General features: G+C 70.6%; 19 protein-coding genes and 1 other RNA gene. 9 read left to right on the forward strand and 11 right to left on the reverse strand.

Translation table 11 applies throughout. The features are described from left to right. Window positions 1-9 precede the first annotated feature (9 nt). A complete protein-coding gene (locus tag ITJ50_RS10675) occupies window positions 10-348 on the reverse strand; it encodes a hypothetical protein (protein WP_139179675.1) in 339 nt (112 codons plus the stop codon). 86 nt (window positions 349-434) lie between these two features. Between ITJ50_RS10675 and ITJ50_RS10680 the strand changes: the two genes are divergently transcribed. Then, complete coding sequence (locus tag ITJ50_RS10680) at window positions 435-941, forward strand: GNAT family N-acetyltransferase (RefSeq protein ID WP_017888226.1); 507 nt, start codon at window positions 435-437, stop codon at window positions 939-941. Window positions 942-984: 43 nt separating this feature from the next. Here ITJ50_RS10680 and ITJ50_RS10685 read toward each other — a convergent pair whose 3' ends face one another. The 7 genes from ITJ50_RS10685 to ITJ50_RS10715 all read right to left on the reverse strand — a co-directional run bounded on the left by ITJ50_RS10685 (window position 985) and on the right by ITJ50_RS10715 (window position 7,896). Next, window positions 985-1,908 carry a PfkB family carbohydrate kinase gene (locus ITJ50_RS10685; RefSeq protein ID WP_017888225.1) on the reverse strand — a complete coding sequence of 308 codons (924 nt, stop codon included), beginning with the start codon at window positions 1,906-1,908 and terminating at the stop codon, window positions 985-987. Beyond that, entirely contained in the window at window positions 1,908-3,401 is a 1,494-nt protein-coding gene (locus tag ITJ50_RS10690) for a purine-cytosine permease family protein (protein WP_194590472.1), read from the reverse strand. Before ITJ50_RS10690 ends, ITJ50_RS10685 begins: the two co-directional genes overlap by 1 nt. Before the next feature lie 97 nt (window positions 3,402-3,498). Next, on the reverse strand, window positions 3,499-4,503 hold the full coding sequence (locus ITJ50_RS10695; protein ID WP_194590473.1) for an ADP-ribosylglycohydrolase family protein: 1,005 nt from the start codon (window positions 4,501-4,503) through the stop codon (window positions 3,499-3,501). Next, window positions 4,500-5,231: a GntR family transcriptional regulator gene (locus ITJ50_RS10700; RefSeq protein ID WP_214519717.1), complete on the reverse strand. Its 732-nt coding sequence runs from the start codon at window positions 5,229-5,231 to the stop codon at window positions 4,500-4,502. The genes ITJ50_RS10695 and ITJ50_RS10700 overlap by 4 nt, the downstream gene beginning before the upstream one ends. Window positions 5,232-5,318: 87 nt before the next feature. Further along, window positions 5,319-6,155: a hypothetical protein gene (locus tag ITJ50_RS10705; protein ID WP_194590474.1), complete on the reverse strand. Its 837-nt coding sequence runs from the start codon at window positions 6,153-6,155 to the stop codon at window positions 5,319-5,321. Next, entirely contained in the window at window positions 6,145-6,588 is a 444-nt protein-coding gene (locus ITJ50_RS10710; protein WP_228500798.1) for an RNA polymerase sigma factor, read from the reverse strand. The genes ITJ50_RS10705 and ITJ50_RS10710 overlap by 11 nt, the downstream gene beginning before the upstream one ends. Window positions 6,589-6,873: 285 nt before the next feature. Then, on the reverse strand, window positions 6,874-7,896 hold the full coding sequence (locus ITJ50_RS10715) for a LacI family DNA-binding transcriptional regulator (RefSeq protein ID WP_017888219.1): 1,023 nt from the start codon (window positions 7,894-7,896) through the stop codon (window positions 6,874-6,876). Between the two features lie 68 nt (window positions 7,897-7,964). Here ITJ50_RS10715 and ITJ50_RS10720 point away from each other — a divergent pair, with 68 nt between their 5' ends. The 8 genes from ITJ50_RS10720 to ITJ50_RS10755 all read left to right on the forward strand — a co-directional run bounded on the left by ITJ50_RS10720 (window position 7,965) and on the right by ITJ50_RS10755 (window position 14,835). Then, complete coding sequence (locus ITJ50_RS10720) at window positions 7,965-8,852, forward strand: sugar phosphate isomerase/epimerase family protein (RefSeq protein ID WP_140448172.1); 888 nt, start codon at window positions 7,965-7,967, stop codon at window positions 8,850-8,852. 2 nt (window positions 8,853-8,854) lie between these two features. Then, entirely contained in the window at window positions 8,855-9,850 is a 996-nt protein-coding gene (locus ITJ50_RS10725; RefSeq protein ID WP_194590475.1) for a Gfo/Idh/MocA family oxidoreductase, read from the forward strand. A gap of 45 nt (window positions 9,851-9,895) precedes the next feature. Beyond that, window positions 9,896-11,005 carry a peptide chain release factor 2 gene (gene prfB, locus ITJ50_RS10730; RefSeq protein ID WP_017888216.1) on the forward strand — a complete coding sequence of 370 codons (1,110 nt, stop codon included), beginning with the start codon at window positions 9,896-9,898 and terminating at the stop codon, window positions 11,003-11,005. 61 nt (window positions 11,006-11,066) lie between these two features. Then, complete coding sequence (ftsE, locus tag ITJ50_RS10735; RefSeq protein WP_017888215.1) at window positions 11,067-11,822, forward strand: cell division ATP-binding protein FtsE; 756 nt, start codon at window positions 11,067-11,069, stop codon at window positions 11,820-11,822. After that, window positions 11,819-12,733 (forward strand): permease-like cell division protein FtsX, encoded by a 915-nt coding sequence (ftsX, locus tag ITJ50_RS10740; protein ID WP_017888214.1) that lies wholly within the window; start codon window positions 11,819-11,821, stop codon window positions 12,731-12,733. Before ftsE ends, ftsX begins: the two co-directional genes overlap by 4 nt. 127 nt (window positions 12,734-12,860) lie before the next feature. Continuing rightward, complete coding sequence (gene smpB, locus ITJ50_RS10745) at window positions 12,861-13,337, forward strand: SsrA-binding protein SmpB (protein ID WP_017888213.1); 477 nt, start codon at window positions 12,861-12,863, stop codon at window positions 13,335-13,337. Window positions 13,338-13,432: 95 nt separating this feature from the next. Further along, window positions 13,433-13,809, forward strand: a transfer-messenger RNA (tmRNA) gene (ssrA, locus tag ITJ50_RS10750). Between the two features lie 162 nt (window positions 13,810-13,971). Continuing rightward, window positions 13,972-14,835, forward strand: coding sequence for a hypothetical protein (locus ITJ50_RS10755; protein WP_194590476.1), 864 nt, complete (start codon window positions 13,972-13,974; stop codon window positions 14,833-14,835). Window positions 14,836-14,851: 16 nt separating this feature from the next. On the opposite strand, the gene ITJ50_RS10760 is transcribed toward ITJ50_RS10755, so the two are convergent. From ITJ50_RS10760 to ITJ50_RS10770, 3 genes are all read right to left on the reverse strand, one after another. Next, a complete protein-coding gene (locus tag ITJ50_RS10760) occupies window positions 14,852-16,156 on the reverse strand; it encodes an LLM class flavin-dependent oxidoreductase (protein ID WP_056068916.1) in 1,305 nt (434 codons plus the stop codon). Continuing rightward, window positions 16,157-17,539, reverse strand: coding sequence for an O-acetylhomoserine aminocarboxypropyltransferase/cysteine synthase family protein (locus tag ITJ50_RS10765; protein WP_194590477.1), 1,383 nt, complete (start codon window positions 17,537-17,539; stop codon window positions 16,157-16,159). Window positions 17,540-17,629: 90 nt separating this feature from the next. Further along, complete coding sequence (locus ITJ50_RS10770; RefSeq protein WP_017888209.1) at window positions 17,630-18,343, reverse strand: M50 family metallopeptidase; 714 nt, start codon at window positions 18,341-18,343, stop codon at window positions 17,630-17,632. Between the last annotated feature and the right edge of the window lie 33 nt (window positions 18,344-18,376).

Below are 18,376 nucleotides of genomic sequence, written 5' to 3' on the forward strand. Positions count from 1 at the left end.
CTCGCGACTCTACGGGTCACGGCGGGTGCGGGTCGCGCGCGGCTGCGGGAGCGGCTGCCGTCGGATCCACACACCGACCCAGACGTGCGAGAGCCCGGTCGCTGCGAGACCGACCATCGCCCACCCGACGACGCCGTGCCCGGTCCCGACCCAGAAGACCCCGAGGACGAGGACGAGCGTCGTCACGACTGCACCGAAGGCGAGCATGAGCAGACTGGACACGGGACTGGCGTTCTGGGCGAGCCGAGCGTCACGCACCCAGGCCGGGTTCCGCACGCGCCACAGGACGATCGCGACGGTGCCCAGCAAGACCGCGATGCTCACTGCGAGCAGACCTGTTCCAGCCACGGCCCGATGGTGATCCGACGGGACCGTCCTCGACGCGATCTCCACGAGGGCCTCGCGACCGACCCGCATCGTTGTGATACTTGGACATGCTCGAGTTGGTGCGACCGCAGACGGCGTTGTACGAGGCGTGGGCTGAAGCGCATGCCGAGTGGGGGCCGGGTCTGCACGAGGACGGGTTCGGGATCACGGCGCACGACGACGTCAGCGACGAGGACGGGTTCCGCACCTGGGTCGGCCGAGTGCATGCCAGGCCCGGCGCGCTCTGGTGGATCGTCGAGGACGGCCGTGTCCTGGGCGGGATCGCACTCCGGGCTCCGGGAGACACCGCCGGCGTGCACCGGTTCGGCCACGTCGGGTACGGGATCCGCCCGTCAGCACGGGGCCGCGGCGTGGCGACGTGGGCGCTGGGCCAGGTGCTCGCCCACGCCTCGCGAGTCGGGATCGACCCCGTGATCGTGCTCTGCCGCGATGACAACGCCGGGTCCATCCGGGTCCTGGAGCACTACGACGCGGTGCTGTCGTCGATCGAACGGCGTGAGGGAGTGCGGCTCCGGCGGTACGCCGTCTCCCGGTCGCACCGGCGTCCCGGGTAGCCGATCGAGCGCACGGCCGCCCCCGGGAACCCTTGTCGACGCGTCACACCAGCCGGGCGAGGAGCGCGTCCGTCTCGGCTGCGGTCGGCGCTGTCGCCGGACCGTTCCTGGTGACCGCGAGGGCCGCCGCGGCGTTCGCCCGGCGGACGGCGTCGACGAGCGACGCACCACGGGACAGCGCAGCGACGAGCACTCCGCCGTGGGCGTCTCCCGCACCGTTGGAGTCCACCGCGACGACCCGGAAGCCGGGGACCAGCACGGGGGAGGCACCGGGCTCGACGACCCAGCAGCCGGCTGCGCCGTCGCGCACCAGGGCGGTCCCTCGGGCGGCCGCGGCGATCGTGGTGACCGCCTCGGGGAGTCCCGCGGACGTGGGAGCCATGAGTCGCGCCTCCCGTCCGTTGGCGCTGACCACGTCCGCACGCGCCATGACGGGGCCGAGCACCGCCGGGGGCAGCGTGTCGACCAGCGGCGACGGGTCCAGGACGACGCGGACTGAGTCGGGGACACCCCCGAGCCAGTCGGCGATCGCTCGCCCGTTGACGGCGTGCGCGAGGCCGTAGCCGGACACGAACACGGTGTCGTCGGCGACGAGGGCGATCCGGTCGAGGTCGGCGCGGCCGAGCTGTCCCTCTGCGCCGACGCTCGTGACGAAGGTCCGCTCCGTCGAGGCGTCCACGAGTGCGACGCAGTACCCGCTGTCGACGTCGTCGAGACCGGGCTGCAGGACGTCCACGCCGGACGTGGCGAGCGCGCGACGCACCACGTCGCCGAACGGCCCGCTGCCGTACTGCCCCCCGAACGCGACGTCGAGTCCGTCCCGGACAGCGGCGACCATCGTGTTCAGGCCGCCGCCCGCGGTGATCTCCGACGCGGAGGCGATGACGTCGCCGCCCGGATCCGGGATCGCGTCGACGCGCATGACGATGTCGACGATGACGTTGCCGACCGAGACGAGGCGGGGCATCAGGCGCGCGCCCCGGCGTCCGTGGTGGTGGCCGGCTCGTGCTCGGTGAGCCGGCCGCGTGCTCCGCCGGTCAGCAGGTAGACCGCGGCAGCGACGATGAACGTGATCACCCAGCCGAGTCCGTTCGCGCCGATCCAGGTCGCGGAGAACGCACCGACGAAGACGGGGTCCGCGTCACCGACCTGCACCTCGGTGAACAGGAAACCGATCACGATCGCGACGATCCAGGCGGCGAGGGCACCCCAGGCGACACCACCGCGGTACCAGTACCGGCCGCCAGCGCGCAGGTCGAGGAGCGCCGCCGGGTCGTACCAGCGCCGCCGGACCATGTCGGCGGTGAAGGCGCCGAGCCACGCGGTGATCGGGACGGCGAGGACGGAGATGAACGTGATGAACGGGGCGTAGAAACCGTCGGCGACGAGCATGAAGTACATCGCGCCGAGTGTGGTGACGACCACATCGACCGCGACCGCCCACACGCGCGGGACCTTGATGCCGAGGGTCAGCGTGGTGAGGCTCGCCGAGTACACGGACAGGTGGTTCGACAGCAGCAGGCCACCGAACGCCGCGATGAGGTACGGGATCGCCATCCAGCTCGGCAGCAGGTCGCGGATCGCAGCGACCGGGTCACCGGCCTGCGCCAGCGTCGGGTCTCCGGCGGAGACGAGCGCGCCGAGGCCGACCAGGACGACGAGCGGGATGCCCGCACCGGCGGCACTCGACGCGATGAGCGCGCCGGCCTTCGACGAGGCGCGGGTGTAGCGGGCGATGTCCGCTCCGGCCGTGGCCCAACCGATGCCGGTACCGGCTGCGATCGTGCCGATGCCGATGACCATCGCGGCGACGGGGCCCGCGGGCTGGGACCCGACGACGTCCCAGTCGACGCGCAGCACGAGGAAGACCGCGACGAACACGTTGAGCGCACCGAACACCCACGTCGCCCACTTCTGGACGGCGACGATGAACGCGTGCCCGAGGCCGGAGACCAGCACCGTGGCGACGACGAACACCAGGATCGCGACGATCGTCAACACCGGGTTCGCCTTCGCGTCACCGCCCGTCCCGAACAGGATCGTGAACAGCGACAGGAGCACGAACGCCGCCGTCGTGGTGTTCACCGTCTCCCAGCCGAGCCGCGACAGCAGCGACACGAACGTCGGCCCGATGTTCCCGCGGACGCCGAACACCGCTCGGCTGAGGGTCAGACCCGGAGCACCGCCGCGGCGGCCGGCGACGGAGATCACGCCGACGACCGCGAAGGACCCTGCGGCGCCGATCACCGCGACGAGCAACGCCTGCCAGATGGTCAGGCCCTGGAACGCGACCAGGGTCGCACCGAGCGGAAGACCGAGGATGGAGATGTTCGCGGCGAACCAGACCCAGAACAGCGCGCCGGGCGTACCGGTCCGTTCGTCGTGGGGCACGGGCTCGATGCCCCGCTGCTCGATCGTCGTCAGCGTGCCGCTGCTGAGCGTGGTGGGCGTGTGGGACATGGTTCGGTTCCTCTTACGTCGTCGGAAGGGTGGTGCGCGAGACCGTGCGTCGGCCTGTCCAGGCGACGCCACAGCGTGGGGGGAGGGGGGAGGCGGGTCAGCTGCCCGCGCGGAGGGTGAGGAGTCCGTCGACGACCCGGTCGAGCCGGAGGTCGTTGACCGTGGTCACGGTGGCGACGGCATCGGCGGGCCAGGCATCCTGCCCGTGGACGGCGCCGAGCACCGCACCGGCCATCGCGGCGATCGTGTCGGTGTCGCCGCCGAGTGCAGCCGCTGCGCAGAGGGTCTGCCACGGGTCGAGGTCGAGGGCGACGAGGGCGAGTGCGGCGACGACGGACTCCTGGCTGGCCACGCTCGTGCCGATGAGCCGCGTGATCGTGTCGATCTGCGCGGACGCGGGCACGGTCGGCAGGTGCTCACGCGCCCACGTCGTCCTCGCAGCGATGTCCGCACCGGCGACCCAGTGGCCGCGCTCCGCGCCGATCGTGGCGGCGGCGACCGCGGCGTCGAGCGCTCCGGACCGGGTCGCCCCGTCGATGCCGGCGCTCACGGCCCCGGCGATCGCGCTCGCTCCGGCGATGCCGAGTCCGGTGTCGTGGGTGACGCGGCTGGCGTCCTGGACGGCGTCGACCAAGCGGACCAGGTCGTTCGAGGGCACGGCGACGCCGACCGGTGTGATCCGCATCGCGGCCCCGTTCGTCGTGCCGGTCGAGCCCGCCTCGGACGCGGGGACGCCGTCGAGGATCCGCTGCACCGCGGTCTTCGTGCTCGGGCCGAGCAGGTCGAGCGAGCCCTTCGCCTCCATCCCGCGCTCCCAGGCGATGAGCGCCTCGGCGAACCGGACCGGGTCCAGTCGTCCGTTGCCCTCGAGCAGCAGCTCGGCGAGCATCAGGGCCTGTTCGGTGTCGTCGGTGATCGTGCCAGCCGGCATGCCGGTGGCGATGCGCTGGTGCGGTCCGGCGTCGGCGAACCCGGCGATGGCCCCGTGGTCGGCGAGGATCTGCGCGCGGGACATCGACTGGGTCGGCATGCCGAGGGCGTCGCCGATCGCCAGGCCCGTCAGGGCAGCGAGGGCGTGGTCTCGGAGGCGGTGCTGGTTCACGGTGTCCTGTCGTGGGGTCGTGACGTGGTCCCGAAGCGCATGTGCAGTCGGAAGCGGTCGGGGTCGAGGAGGCTGTCCACACGCTCGACGAACGCGCCTTCGGCCGTGCGTGCGATGCGTCGGCTGCGCAGGAACGGCGTGCCCGCGGTGCGGTCGAGCAAGGCCGCGTCGTCGATGTCGAGCGGCACGACGTCGATCCACTGCTCGGCGCTCGCCGGCACCAGACCGGTCTCGGCGATCGTGGCCGTCAGGGAGCCGTCGACGAGTCCGTCGGTGGTCGCGGACGCCAGGCGCCCCAGGTGCGGCACGACGCTGCGCTCCAGGGACACCGGACTGCCACCGACGACGACACGGAGCCGGTCGACCGCGACGAACGTCGCGCTGGCGGCATCGACCTCGGTCTGGAGCGCTGCGTCCTCGAACCGCTCGATGCGCAGGGTGCGGGTCGACACCTCGGTCCCGGAAGCGGCGATGGACCGTGCCCAGCCGCCGCGGGGGTCGAGGGAGGCGCCGTCGAACGTGACGACCGAGCCGATCCCACCCCGGGTGGCGATGTACTCGTCGTCTGCGAGGTCGGCGAGGGCAGCTCGGACGGTGCCACGACTGACGGCGAAGCGCACGGCCAGGTCGTGCTCGCCGGGCAGGCGCTCGCCGGCTCGGTACCGCCCCGTCGCGATCTCGTCGCGGAGCGCGTCGGCGACGAGACGTCGCTTCGAGGTGATCGGCATGCCATGAGCGTACATGTACAAGACCTGTCCAGTCGTGTCTCCGCGCTCAGTGGATGACCGGCCGGTCCGGTCCGGGTACCTCGACGCTCAGAGGTCGCAGACCGCGGTGGGCAGGTTCTGCTCCGCGCTGACCCACACCGATTCGACGTTCGCCCCGCCCTCGCCGAGTTGGAACGAGACGAGGCCGCCGGGCAGCTGGACGTCCCACCGCGACCAGGATCCGTCCGGTGTCGAGATCCGTTCCGTGAGTGACGGGTACGCGGCCCGGAGTGCATCGGAGCTCGACCCCACACCGATCCCCGCGGCGGTCGTCGGCCCAGCCGTCGTCGTCCGGGCAGAGTCACCCTCGGTGCCGATCAGGACCCCGGTCACGCGGTCGTCCTCCTCGGTGATCCGCAGCGTCGGGCTGCCGTCGCGCGCCCACGTTCCCGGAGCCGTGCACGTGCTCGGCGTCGCGGGCACCAGACGGTACGCCTGCGCGAGGTCGTCGCTCTCCGCCTCCGTGGCGCCGCCGAGCGCGATCGGACCGACCTCGTCGCCCGAGATGGTCCACGAGGACGGGTCGTCGAGCGCGAAGGGGCCCTTGCTCGGTGTCGGGGCAGTGGATCGTGTCGGTGGGGCTGTGGGCTCCGGGGTCTCCTGGACCGGAGCGGACTCCGGGGTGCTGGTCGTGGCCGGTTCGGTGGGCCCCGGCGTGGAGACGGGGGCGGGGTCGGCGGGGAACGGCTGCGGGATCACGCCGAGTGCGACGCCACCACCGGTGATCCCGAGGCCGAGCAGGGCGACGACACCGATGACGATCGCGGCGCGGCGACCACGTCGGCGCGGCGCAGGGCGCTGTTCGGTCGCGCGGGTGAGCACGGTGCGCTTCATCGCGACGAGCATGCGCTGCAGGTCGTCGCCGGAGGGAGGCTCAGTGTTCATCGTGCATCACCGCCTTCTGCAGTCGGGCACGGGATCGGGCTGCACCGCGGGGAGCAGCGTCGACGGTGAGGCCGAGGGCCTCGGCGGCGTCCGCGTAGGAGCGTCCGTCGACGAGGCAGGCTTCGCAGAGGCGGCGGTCGACGGGTGCCAGCGCATCGATCTCGTCGCGGACCCAACGCAGTCCGACGCGGGCACCGTCCGCGTCGGGACCTGCGGTGTCGCCGTCACCCGTGCCGGGGCGGCGCGCGTGGTCGCGGCACACGACGAGCAGCCAGGGCAGCAGGGCGTCGGTCGCCAGACGGAGCGTTCCGCCGCGCTGCCAGAGCGTGAGGAAGGTGTCCTGCACGATCCGTTCGGCGTCCTCGCTGCTGGAGGCCAGGGCCCATGCGAAGCGGGTCAGGGTGGGCGCGTACCGATCGAACGCGTCAGCCAACGCCGCACGTTCGCCGTTCGCGAGTCGACGCCTCAGTGCTGCGTCGGCGTTGGCGCCGTCATCCACGGTTGCCCCCTCTCACCTCAGGAGTGTCGCCAGCGACGCGATCCTGACACAGCGGCGTCCGCCGGCGTGTCGCGCCGCGGGCGGACGCGGGTGGCAGGCCCCCGGTCGACGTCACCGTGACCGGTGTGACGGACCTGCGCCGGGCCTCCCGGTCGGCCGTTTCCCAGCGCGCCGGACAGGCGGGCGCGCTGGGACACCGCACGGTCGGCGCGTCCGTCGTCAGCGGTCGTCGGCCGTCGGTCTCGGACTGCTCGTCGTGCGCCGCACCACCAGTGACACCGGCACTCGGTGCACGCGCGGCTCCGGCGTTCGGCCGTGCACGCGTTCCCCGAGCCAGCGTGCGGCCTGGGCCCCGATCGCGAAGGTCCCGTTGTCGACCGTGGTCAGCGAGATGTGCCGGATGCTGCCGAGGTACGTGTCGTCGTAGCCGACGAGCGACACGTCGTCCGGGACGGCCAGGCCCAGGTCGTCGGCCGCGGACAACGCGCCGATGGCGACGAGGTCGTTGTAGGCGACGAGCGCGGTCGGACGGTCAGCCGTGGCCAGGACTCGTCGGGCCGCCGCGTACCCGCTCTCCTCGCTCATGCCGGCCGGCACCACGACGGCGTCGGCACCGTGGCGGGTCATCGTCGTGCGGAAACCCTGCTCGCGGAGCTCCCCGACGCGCCCCGGGCCGACGAGGTGACCGATCCGCGTGTGCCCGAGTGCGAGGAGGTGCTCGGTCGCGATCGACGCGCCGGCGTGGTCGTCGTTCACGACCACGTCGGTGTGCAGGTCGTCAGGCTCGTAGGTCCCGGCGAGGACCACCGGGATCTCCTGGGCGGCCCGTCGGAGCGCGGCGTCGTCCTCGGTGGTGCCGACCACGACGATCCCGTCGACCTGTTGTCGCAGGAGCATGTCCACGGGGGAGCCGCCCACACGCCGGGTGGTCGCCGAGTCGACCAGGATGGGTGCCAGCCCGACGGTGTCGAGTGTGGCGGTCAGGCCGGCGAGCAGGTCGACGAACCAGGGGTTCCGCAGGTCGTTCAGCAGCACGCCGACGGTGCCCGTCCGCTGCTCACCGAGGCTCCTGGCTGCGCGGTTCGGTCGGTAGCCGAGTTCGGCGACTGCTCGTTCGACGGCCGCGCGACGAGCGTCACTGACCCCTGGGTCGCCGCGGAGCGCGAGCGAGACCAGCGACTTCGAGACCCCGGCGTGCTCGGCGACGTCCCGGATGGTCGGGGCGTGGTGCGGTCTCGACATGGATGCAGGCTAGTCGTATTCTGGACCGGTCCAGTTCATTCCAGTGCTGTCCAACGAAGCGAGCGCAGATGCCCCCGAAGATCTCCATGAACGTCACGACGACGTTCCACGGCAACGTCGTCCAGGACATCCGACTGGCGAGGGAAGCCGGGTACGGCGGGATCGAGCTGCAGAGCCCGAAGCTCTACCGGTACCTCGACGCCGGCTACGACATCCGGACGCTGCCGCCGCTGCTCGAGGGGCTCGAAGTGACGGGGCTCGGTGCGGTGCTCGACATCGAGCGTCAGGGTGCCGGTCGCGACGACTTCGTGGCGGAGGTCGAGCGCATGTGCGGTGTGGCGACCGCCGTCGGGGCGCCCATCGTGCAGCTGTGCACCGGGCCGGTCGATTCCGCGGTCGTCCGTGACCACCGCGCGGGCCGCCTGGCCGACGACGACACCCGGTACCGGGCGACGCTGGGGCTCGACGAGGACGCAGCGGTCCGCATCACCGGAGCGAACGTCCGTCTGGCGGCGGACATCGCCGCGGACCACGGACTCGAGGTCTACCTGGAGCCCCTCGCGTGGGCGCACCTCAACCGATGCCGGCACGCGCTGGACATCATCGAGGAGGCCGGGCGCGACAACGTCGGCATCGCACTCGACACCTGGCACTTCTGGACGACCGGGGACACGCTGGCCGAGGTCCGAGCGCTGCCCGCGTCGGTCATCAAGGCCGTCCACCTGTCGGACGGGTTCGACCTGGACCGCGACCGGACGGTTCCCGACCAAGCCGTCCACCGCAACGTCGTGATCGGCGGTGGCGCGATCCCGCTGCAGCAGTGGGTCGAGGCGATCAAGGCCACCGGCTACGACGGATGGTGGGTCACCGAGATGTTCTCCGACCGGGCGAACGAACAGGATCCCGCCGTCGTCGCACGCACGATGCACGACCTGACCGCGATCCTGGTGGGCTGATCATGACGCAACGCTTTGCCCTCGTCGGCGCCGGGTTCATCGGCGCTGTGCACGCCGCGTCCCTCGCAGCGCACACCGACGTCGACTTCGTGGGGATCCACGACGTCGATCGTGACCGCGCTGCGTCGCTGGCGGCACGCCACGGCACCCGGGCGCTCACCCAGGATGAGGCGTTCGACGCGGCGCAGGTCGACGCGGTCTTCGTCGCTTCCTCCACCGACACCCACGCGCAGCACCTGCGCGCTGCCGCCGACGCCGGGATCGCCGTGCTCTGCGAGAAACCCATCGCTGCCGGGTACGCCGACGCGGTCGCGGTGGTGGAGCACGTGCGTGCCAGCGGCGTGCCGGCGATGCTCGACTTCAACCGGCGGTGGGACCGTGACCACGCCGAGTTGCAACGCATCGTCGCCGCGGGGGAGATCGGTGCGGTCGAACTCCTCCAGCTCAGCTCCCGTGGCCCGTCCATGCCGCCGCTCGACTACCTGCGGGTCTCCGGCGGCCAGCTCCGCGACCAGACCGTGCACTTCTTCGACCTCGTGCGGTGGATCACTGGCGAGGACCCGGTGACGGTCGCGGTGGCGGGTTCGGCGCTCGTCGACCCGGCCATCCGCGAGTTCGGCGACGTGGACACATCGGTCACGACTCTCACGATGCCCTCCGGCGCGCTCGTGCAGATCGACAGCGTGCGGCGCACCGGCTACGGCTACGACGAGCGCATCGAGGTCATGGGATCGTCCGGACTCGTCGAGTCGCGGCGGAACCACCGCGGTAACGTCGCTCGTTACACCGATGGGCAGATCGTCGCGGACGGACTCCACGACGGCTGGTTCGAGCGTGTGCAGCCCACCTACGCCGCGACGCTCGCCGCCTTCGTCGCGTCGCTCGAGTCCGGATCCGAGCCGCCGGTCTCCCTGGAGGACGGGCTCAGGGCCCAGGCCATCGCCGAGGCGGCCACTCGTGCCCTGTCGTCGGGACGGACGGAGCACATCGACTACTGACCCCCGGTCGGCCGAGTCGGACTCGCGCCGGTAGGATCGATGACCATGGTCGAACTGGACTTCACCGAGCAGCTCTCCGCCCTTCGCGAGACCTTCGGCAACATCCGCTCGGTGGTCGACGTCGACCGCCTGCAGCGTGAGATCGCCGACCTCAGCGAGCAGGCCGGGGCCCAGGACCTCTGGGACGACGTCGACCACGCGCAGCAGGTGACGAGCTCGCTCTCGCACCGGCAGTCGGAGCTGAAGAAGATCACCGACACCGAGCAGCGCATCGACGACCTCGAGGTGCTGGTCGAGATGGCGAACGAGGGCGACGACCAGGAGTCGGCCGACGAAGCCCTCGCCGAGCTCAAGGCGATCCAGAAGATGATCGGCGACTTCGAGGTGCAGACGCTCCTCGACGGCGAGTACGACGACCGTCCGGCCGTCATCACGATCCGTGCCGGCGCCGGTGGTGTCGACGCGGCGGACTTCGCCGAGATGCTCCTCCGCATGTACCTCCGGTACGCCGAGCAGCACAACTTCAAGACCACCGTGATGGACACCTCCTACGCCGAAGAAGCGGGCATCAAGTCCGCGACGTTCGAGATCGACGCCCCGCACGCGTTCGGCACGCTGTCGGTCGAGGCCGGCACCCACCGCCTGGTCCGGATGTCGCCGTTCGGCGCCGCCGGCAAGCGCCAGACGTCCTTCGCCGCGGTCGAGGTCATCCCGCTCATGCCGGAGACCGCCGTCATCGACATCCCCGAGAACGACATCCGTGTCGACGTGTTCCGCTCGTCGGGCCCCGGCGGACAGTCCGTCAACACGACCGACTCGGCGGTGCGGCTGACGCACATCCCGACCGGCACCGTGGTCTCGATGCAGAACGAGAAGTCACAGATCCAGAACCGCGCAGCCGCCATGCGCGTGCTGCAGTCGCGCCTGCTCCTGCTGAAGAAGGAAGAGGAGAACGCGAAGAAGAAGGAGCTCGCCGGCAACATCACGGCGAGCTGGGGCGATCAGATCCGCTCGTACGTCCTGGCGCCGTACCAGATGGTCAAGGACCTCCGGACGGAGCACGAGGTGAACAACCCCTCAGCCGTGTTCGACGGCGATCTGGACGGCTTCATCAACGCCGGCATCCGTTGGCGCAAGCAATCCGTCGCCGACTAGGGGTCCGTGAGCCGCGCGCCTCGCTTGCTTTCCAAGCGGGGCGACCTACCCTGATCCGGTCATGATCAAATTCGACCAGGTCACCAAGGTCTACTCGGGCAACCCGAGTCCGGCGCTCGACAACCTCACCCTCGAGATCCTCAAGGGTGAGTTCGTGTTCCTCGTGGGCGCGTCCGGTTCCGGCAAGTCCAGCTTCCTGCGCCTCGTGCTCAAGGAGGAGAAGCCCACCAGCGGGCAGATCCACGTGCTCGGGCAGCGCCTCGGGTCCCTGGCGTCGCGGAAGGTCCCGTACTTCCGACGCAACCTCGGCGTGGTGTTCCAGGACTTCCGTCTGCTGCCGAACAAGAACGTGTTCGACAACGTGGCGTTCTCGCTGCAGGTCATCGGCAAGAGCAAGGGCTTCATCAGTGAAGCCGTGACCGACGTGCTGAAGCTCGTCGGACTCGCCGGCAAGGCCACCCGCATGCCGCACGAACTCTCCGGTGGTGAGCAGCAGCGTGTGGCCATCGCCCGCGCCGTCGTGAACAAGCCGGCGATCCTGCTGGCCGACGAGCCCACCGGAAACCTGGACCCCACCACGTCCGCCGGCATCATGGCGCTCCTCGAACGCATCAACCAGGGAGGCACCACCGTGCTGATGGCGACGCACGACGCCAGCATCGTGAACCAGATGCAGCGGCGGGTCATCGAGCTCTCGAACGGCACCGTCCTGCGTGACGAGCAGTCCGGCGGCTACCAGACCCAGGCCGTCCCGATCCAGCGAGGCACCGTGTCCAACACCACCGGCATCCAGACGATCCCGGGGCTCATCCGATGAGGCTCGGACTCGTCATGTCCGAGGTCGGCTCGGGCCTGCGGCGCAACGCGTCGATGGTCGTCTCCGTCGTCCTCGTGACCTTCATCTCACTGACCTTCGTCGGTACCGCGATCCTGCTGCAGATGCAGATCAACCAGATGAAGGGGTACTGGTACGACCGGGCGCAGGTCGCCGTCTACCTGTGCACCGACACCGACACCACGGGCAACTGCACCGGCGCGAAGGCCACCGCGGACCAGCGCGAACAGGTCCAGGCGCAACTCGAGTCGTCGACGCTCAAGCCCTACATCGAGAAGACCTACTACGAGAACCAGGACCAGGCCTTCACCCGGTTCAAGGAGCAGTTCAAGGACTCGGCCGCGACGGAGTTCGTCAAGCCGGAGTACCTGAACGAGACCTTCTGGGTCAACCTGAAGAACCCGTCGCAGGCCGATGTCCTGGTCGAGAGCCTGTCGAAGGTCGCCGGCGTGCAGAGCGTCGTCGACCAACGCGGGTACCTGCAACCGATCTTCAACCTGCTCAACGCATCGTCGTACACGGCGATCGGCATCGCGGGGCTCATGCTCGTGGCGGCCGTGCTGCTCATCGCGACGACGATCCGGTTGTCGGCGTTCAGCCGACGGCGAGAGCTCGGCATCATGCGACTCGTGGGTGCGTCGAACCGGTTCATCCAGACACCGTTCGTGCTCGAGGGGGTGATCGCCGCAGCCATCGGAGCCGTCCTGGCCGGCGGCGCGATCACCGCCGTGGTGTGGTTCTTCGTCCGGAACTTCCTGGCGGAGCGCTTCACCGGCACGGCGTTCATCGGCATGGGGGACGCGGCCATCGTGGTCCCCGCGGTGATCGTGATCGGGGTGCTCCTCGCAGCGGCATCGGCATCGATCGCCATCCGTCGGTACCTGAAGGTCTGACGCAGCACAGCATCCGCGAGCGGGCGGCGCGCCGGGAAGGTGCGCCGCCCGCTTCGTGTTGAGTAGTCTGTAGGGCTGCGCGGAACGATCCGGCGCAGTGCACCGGTCACCATCGAGAGGAGTCGTCATGGCGAAGGAACGCGGTGAGAAGATCGTCGCGACGAACCGTCGCGCCCGACACGACTACCTCATCGAGGACACGTACGAAGCAGGCATGGTCCTGTCCGGCACCGAGGTGAAGTCCCTGCGCATGGGGCGTGCGTCACTCGTCGACGGGTACGCCTTCATCGACGGTGGCGAAGCCTGGATCGACGCCGTGCACATCCCGGAGTACACCGAGGGCACGTGGAACAACCACTCGCCCCGACGGAAGCGCAAGCTGCTCCTGCACAAGCAGCAGATCGTGAAGATCTCGCACAAGACGGCGCAGGGTGGCTACACCCTGGTGCCGTTGCAGATCTACTTCCACGACGGTCGGGCCAAGATCGAGATCGCCGTCGCGAAGGGCAAGCGCGAGTTCGACAAGCGCCAGGCTCTGCGCGAGAAGACCGACAAGCGTGAGGCCGAGCGGGCCATGCGCACGCGGAACCGCGTCGGCGAGTAGCGCCGACGCACGTCCTCGGCTAGACTGGGGGACTGCTCCGATCGGGGCATTGGCAACTCAACAGCGTGACAGCGGTTCGCACGTCCGGCCCGCATGGGGATGATCGGTTTCGACATTGCCTGTGTGCCGACGGGAAGCGGGCCGAGGACCCACGGTTATCTCGTTAACGATCCGTGGAAACCAACAAGTGCCAATTCCAAGCGCACTGACTTCGCTCTCGCTGCGTAAGCAGCCCAGCACATGAAGTCCGTCGGCCAGGTGACCGTCCCCTAACCTGATCCCGACGTCATCCAGAGGACTTGCTGCACGGTTGCGCCTCAGGGCCGTGCGGGACTTGCACTGAGACTGGGCCCGTCGTCCTAGAAGCCGGTAGCAAAGGACGGGGCCGAGCAGAACGAACTATCCGGATACGCCCGTAGAAGACGTCGAATTGCAGCGATGGACGGGGGTTCGATTCCCCCCATCTCCACCATTCGCCGAACGACGAACCGCTGTCACGCTGAGCCACCTGAACGCCCCGGCACCGTCCCCTGGACAGTGCCGGGGCGTTTCCTGTTCCGCCACGTCCGAGGACTACGCTGCGGAGCAGGCGCGCAGAACACGCTCGCGTCGAACCCGAACGAGAGGTCAGCACGTGGTGCAGGAGATCGCGATCCGTGTCCGTCTGCGGGAGCAAGAACGAGTGGTGCTCAGCGAGTACGAGCGGATCGTGGGCTCCGTCGCCACGGTCGCCGCCCTCGCCGCCTGGCTGCCGAACCCCGACACCCGACTGGTCGTCCGCGGCCGCGGTGCCGAACCGGTGCGGCTCGAGACCGTCACGTACGGGTCGGTGGTCGAGATGCTCGTCGTGCTCGACCAGCGCTCCGCCGGGGTGGAACGTGCCGCCGCCGCCATCGCCGCGCTCATCGAGTCGGTCCGGCACGAGTACGTCGCCGACGACGTCTCCGGGGTCGCCGGGGAACTCGACCGGCTCGACCGCGCTGCCCCGCGCGGCCGCTCCGTCGTGGAACGCGCCCTGCGGACGTTCCTCGAGGGGGCACGGTCCGACGTCCTCGCGCGCCGGTCCACGACCCGCGTGCGGACCGCACAGGCGCTGCTCCGACTCGCCGAGGCGGACGCGGTGCTCACGGTCGAACGGGTCGCCGATGCCCTGGCGCCGGTGCTCGAGGAGCACGCTGTCGACGTCGAGCTGGACACCGGCTCCGCCGTGGTCGTCGCGCCGATCGACGGGGTGGAGTCGCCGGAGACCGAGGCTGCGCCCGGCGACGCCGACGCCTCGCAGGCGGAGCGGGAGGCCGTGTCGGCCGTCCTGCCGCTGCCGACGGGTGCGAGCAAGGCGAAGTCGAAGCAGGACGACGGCAAGAAGAAGCAGTCCAAGCAGGACGGCGACAAGAAGAAGCAGTCGAAGAAGGACGGCGACAAGAAGAAGCAGTCGAAGAAGGACGACGGCAAGAAGCAGTCCAAGAAGGACGACGACAAGAAGTCCAAGAAGAAGTAGCTCACGGCCGCTCCCACTAGAAGTCGAACAGGTTCGCCCGGATCCCTCCGGCGCCGTACTCCCGTCGCAGGAGCCCGCGGCGCCGGAGCACCGGCACCAGGTCGCCGAACGTCCGGTGGATCTGCGCCGGGTGCAGGTCACCCGAGAAGATGATCCCGTCGTTGTCGGCGTCGCTGCCGAGCTCCTCGACGAAGTCCGCGAACTCGTCGGCGGTCCCCACGAACCCCGAGCGTGACGCGATCCGCCCCTGCCGCGCCTTGCGGGTGAGCAGTTCCCGCAGCGGTGCGTCCGGGGTGTCCCCGAGCAGCCCGCGGATCGTGCCGGCCGAGACGTGCTCACCGAAGGTCCCGTCGGGTACCGGGGCGTCCAGGTCGAGCGCGAGCAGGTCGGTCTCGGAGTCGCTCGACCACGCGATGGCCGCCGCACGCAGCGCGTCGTCCGAAGGGTGCTCGGACGCCGCGACGATGCGGTCGGCCTCCTCCGGCGAGGACACGATCACCGGCTTGAGCACGAACAGGATCCGCAGGTCCGACGCGGAGCGCCCCGCCGCTTCCGCTGCGGCGATCACCCGTGCTCGGTAGTCCGTCACCGCGGCGGCCGACAACGGCGCGAGCGCGAGCTGCACGTCCGAGTGGGTCCCGGCGAACGCGAGCCCACGACCGGAGCCGCCGGGGGAGACGACGACCGGGTCCGAGGCGAGCGGCAACGCGTTGAGCGGCCCGTCGGCGGTGAAGTGGGCGCCCTCGTGGTGGAACGCGTCGAGGGCCTCCCCGTCCGCGAAGTGCCAGGAGTCCGGCGCCCCGACGTACCCGTCGCCCCACGAGTGCCAGAGCCGGCGGAGCAGCGTGATCCACTCCTCGGCGCGGTCGTACGCCTGGTCGTGGGGCAGCGGCGGCAGGCCGGCGTGCCGTGCACTGCCGACGTCGGTGACGACGTTGATCCCCAGACGGTCCGAGGACAGGTGTGCCAGGGTCGCGAACTGCCGTGCCGCCAGGTACGGCGGGGTGATCCCCGCGTTGACGGTCGGCGCGATGCCGATGTGCGAGGTGGCGGCGAACAGGTACGGGGCGAGCAGCAGCGGGTCGTGCTTCGGGCCGCCGTACGCCTGCCGGATGCGCAGGTCGAGGGTCGCGGGGTTCCCGAGCGAGACGGCGTCCTCGGCGATGACCAGGTCCATGCCGGCCTGCTCGAGTGTCCGGACGGACTGCTGGTACAGGTCGGGCTTTGTCCAGTCGTGGCCCCAGTCCCAGTCGGACCGGCCCCACGCCTGCGGGCCGAAGCCCCGCGAGAAGAAGTACCCGAAGTGCTGCAGCTCGGCCATTCAGCGCTCCTGCCGGTCGAGGGCCGGCCCACCGACCGCCGAGCGGTGCGCGTCGGACGCTCCACGTGCCTCCAGGCCGGTGGTCGCTGCGGACCGCACGGCGGCGAACCCGCGTTCCAGGTCGCGGAGCAGGTCCGCGATGTCCTCGATGCCCACCGACAGCCGGATCAGGCCGTCGTCGATGCCCTGCTCGGCGCGTTCTTCCGGCGTGCGGCCGGCGTGGGTGGTGGTCGCCGGGTGCAGGATCAGCGAGCGGACGTCGCCCAGGTGGGTCATCCGGCTGAACAGCTGCACGGCGTCGATGAACGCGCGCGCGGCGGCTCCGCCACCGGCGAGCGTGAAGGCGAAGACGGATCCGGCCCCACGGGGCAGGTAGCGCTGGGCGAGGTCGTGGAACGGACTGGAGGCCAGGCCCGCATGGTCGACGCTCGTCACCTCCGGCTGCTGGTCCAGCCAGGACGCGACGGCCAGCGCGTTCGCGCAGTGGCGTTCCACCCGCAGCGACAGCGTCTCGATGCCCTGGCGGAGCAGGAACGCGTTGAACGGGGACGGCGCCGGACCGATGCGTGCGGCGACGACGTCGCGGGCGAACACGGCGAACGCCCGGTTGCCGTACCGCTCGACGTAGCTCTCGCCGCCGAGGGACCGTTCGGGGCTGGTCAGGTGCGTCCAGCGCTCGGGGGCGGCGGACCAGTCGAAACGGCCGCCGTCGACGACCACCCCGCCGAGTCCGGCACCGTGCCCGGACAGGAACTTCGACGCCGAGTGCACGACGATGTCCGCACCGTGCTCGACCGGGCGCACCAGGTACGGCGTGGCGAGGGTGTTGTCGACGATCAGCGGGACCCCGGCGCGGTGCGCGGTCTCGGCGACGCCGGCGATGTCGAGGACGTCGTTCTTCGGGTTGGGGATCGTCTCGGCGAAGAACGCCTTGGTGTTCGGCCGGACCGCGGCAGCCCAGGCGTCGAGGTCGCGGGCGTCGGTGACGAAGTCGACCTCGATGCCGAGCCGGCCGAGGTTCTGCAGCAGCAGTCCGCGGGTGCCCTCGTAGATGCTCCGGGCGCTGACGACGTGGTCGCCGGTCTGCAGCAGACCGAGGAACGCCACGGTCGCCGCCGCCTGGCCGCTGCCGACCAGGATCGCCTGGACCCCGCGTTCGAGCAGCGCCACGCGACGCTCGACGTCGGCGTTCGTGGGGTTGCCGAGTCGCGTGTAGGTGTAGCCGTCGTCGGTGTCGGCGAAGCGGTCACGGGCCTGGTCGAAGTCGTCGAACAGGAACCCGGAGGACATGTGGATCGCGGGCACCCGGGCGCCGTGCTCGGCGTCGGGCACGAAGCCGCCGTGCACCTGTTCGGTCGCGAAGCCGTGGTCGTCGGTCGCCATGGGACACCTCCGGGGGTCGTGTGGCGGTAGCCTCGCAGCCCCTCGGAGCGGACAGGCGATTGCGGCCCCCGGTTACGTGGCCGCCACCCCTCAGACGAGCGCGCGGACCCCGGCGACGACGGTGTCCCAGACCTGGAGCAGGGGCTCACGCGCCAGCCACACTGCGACGGCGTTGACGAGGACGAACAGCACGAACCACAGCGACGCCGGCACCCGCATCTCGGCTGCGGCGATGTGGAAGTCGGTCTGCACCCGGGCGCCGGTGAGCAGCCAGCGACCGACCTGCACCACCGACCGCAGGCCGTCGACGACGAAGAAGGCCCCGACGGCGGCGACCACCAGCACGGTCACCTCGGACGGGCGGACGGCCACCCACAGGGCGAGGGCGTCGAAGCCGAGCACGACGAGCAGGCCGAACCAGTTCCGGACGAAGGCGAGCGCCACGAGGCCGATGACCGCGAGCACCACCACGGGCAGCCAGCGGGAGCCGTGCAGCACCCCGGTGACCAGGAGCACACCCGCCCACAGGGGCGCGCTGTAGCCGGCGTACAGGTTGAGGATGCGGACGAGCCACCGGATGCCGCCGGGCACCCGTCCGAGTTGGACCCAGGCCTCGCCGGAGCCGTCCGGGTGCAGTTCGATGCGCTGGATCCGTCCGCCGAACGGCACGACGACGATCGCGTGCCCGACCTCGTGCGCGATGGTGGCGGCGATGCGTGCCACACGGCCGACGAACGGCACGAACGGCAGGACGGCGCCGACGAGGAGCGCGACGAAGACGAGGGGCGGGGCTGCGGTGGTCAAGCCACCAGCATCGCAGCCCCGCCCAGGAAGATC

The sequence above is a fragment of the Curtobacterium sp. VKM Ac-2889 genome (assembly GCF_015350855.1).
Taxonomy (GTDB): Bacteria; Actinomycetota; Actinomycetes; order Actinomycetales; family Microbacteriaceae; genus Curtobacterium; species Curtobacterium poinsettiae.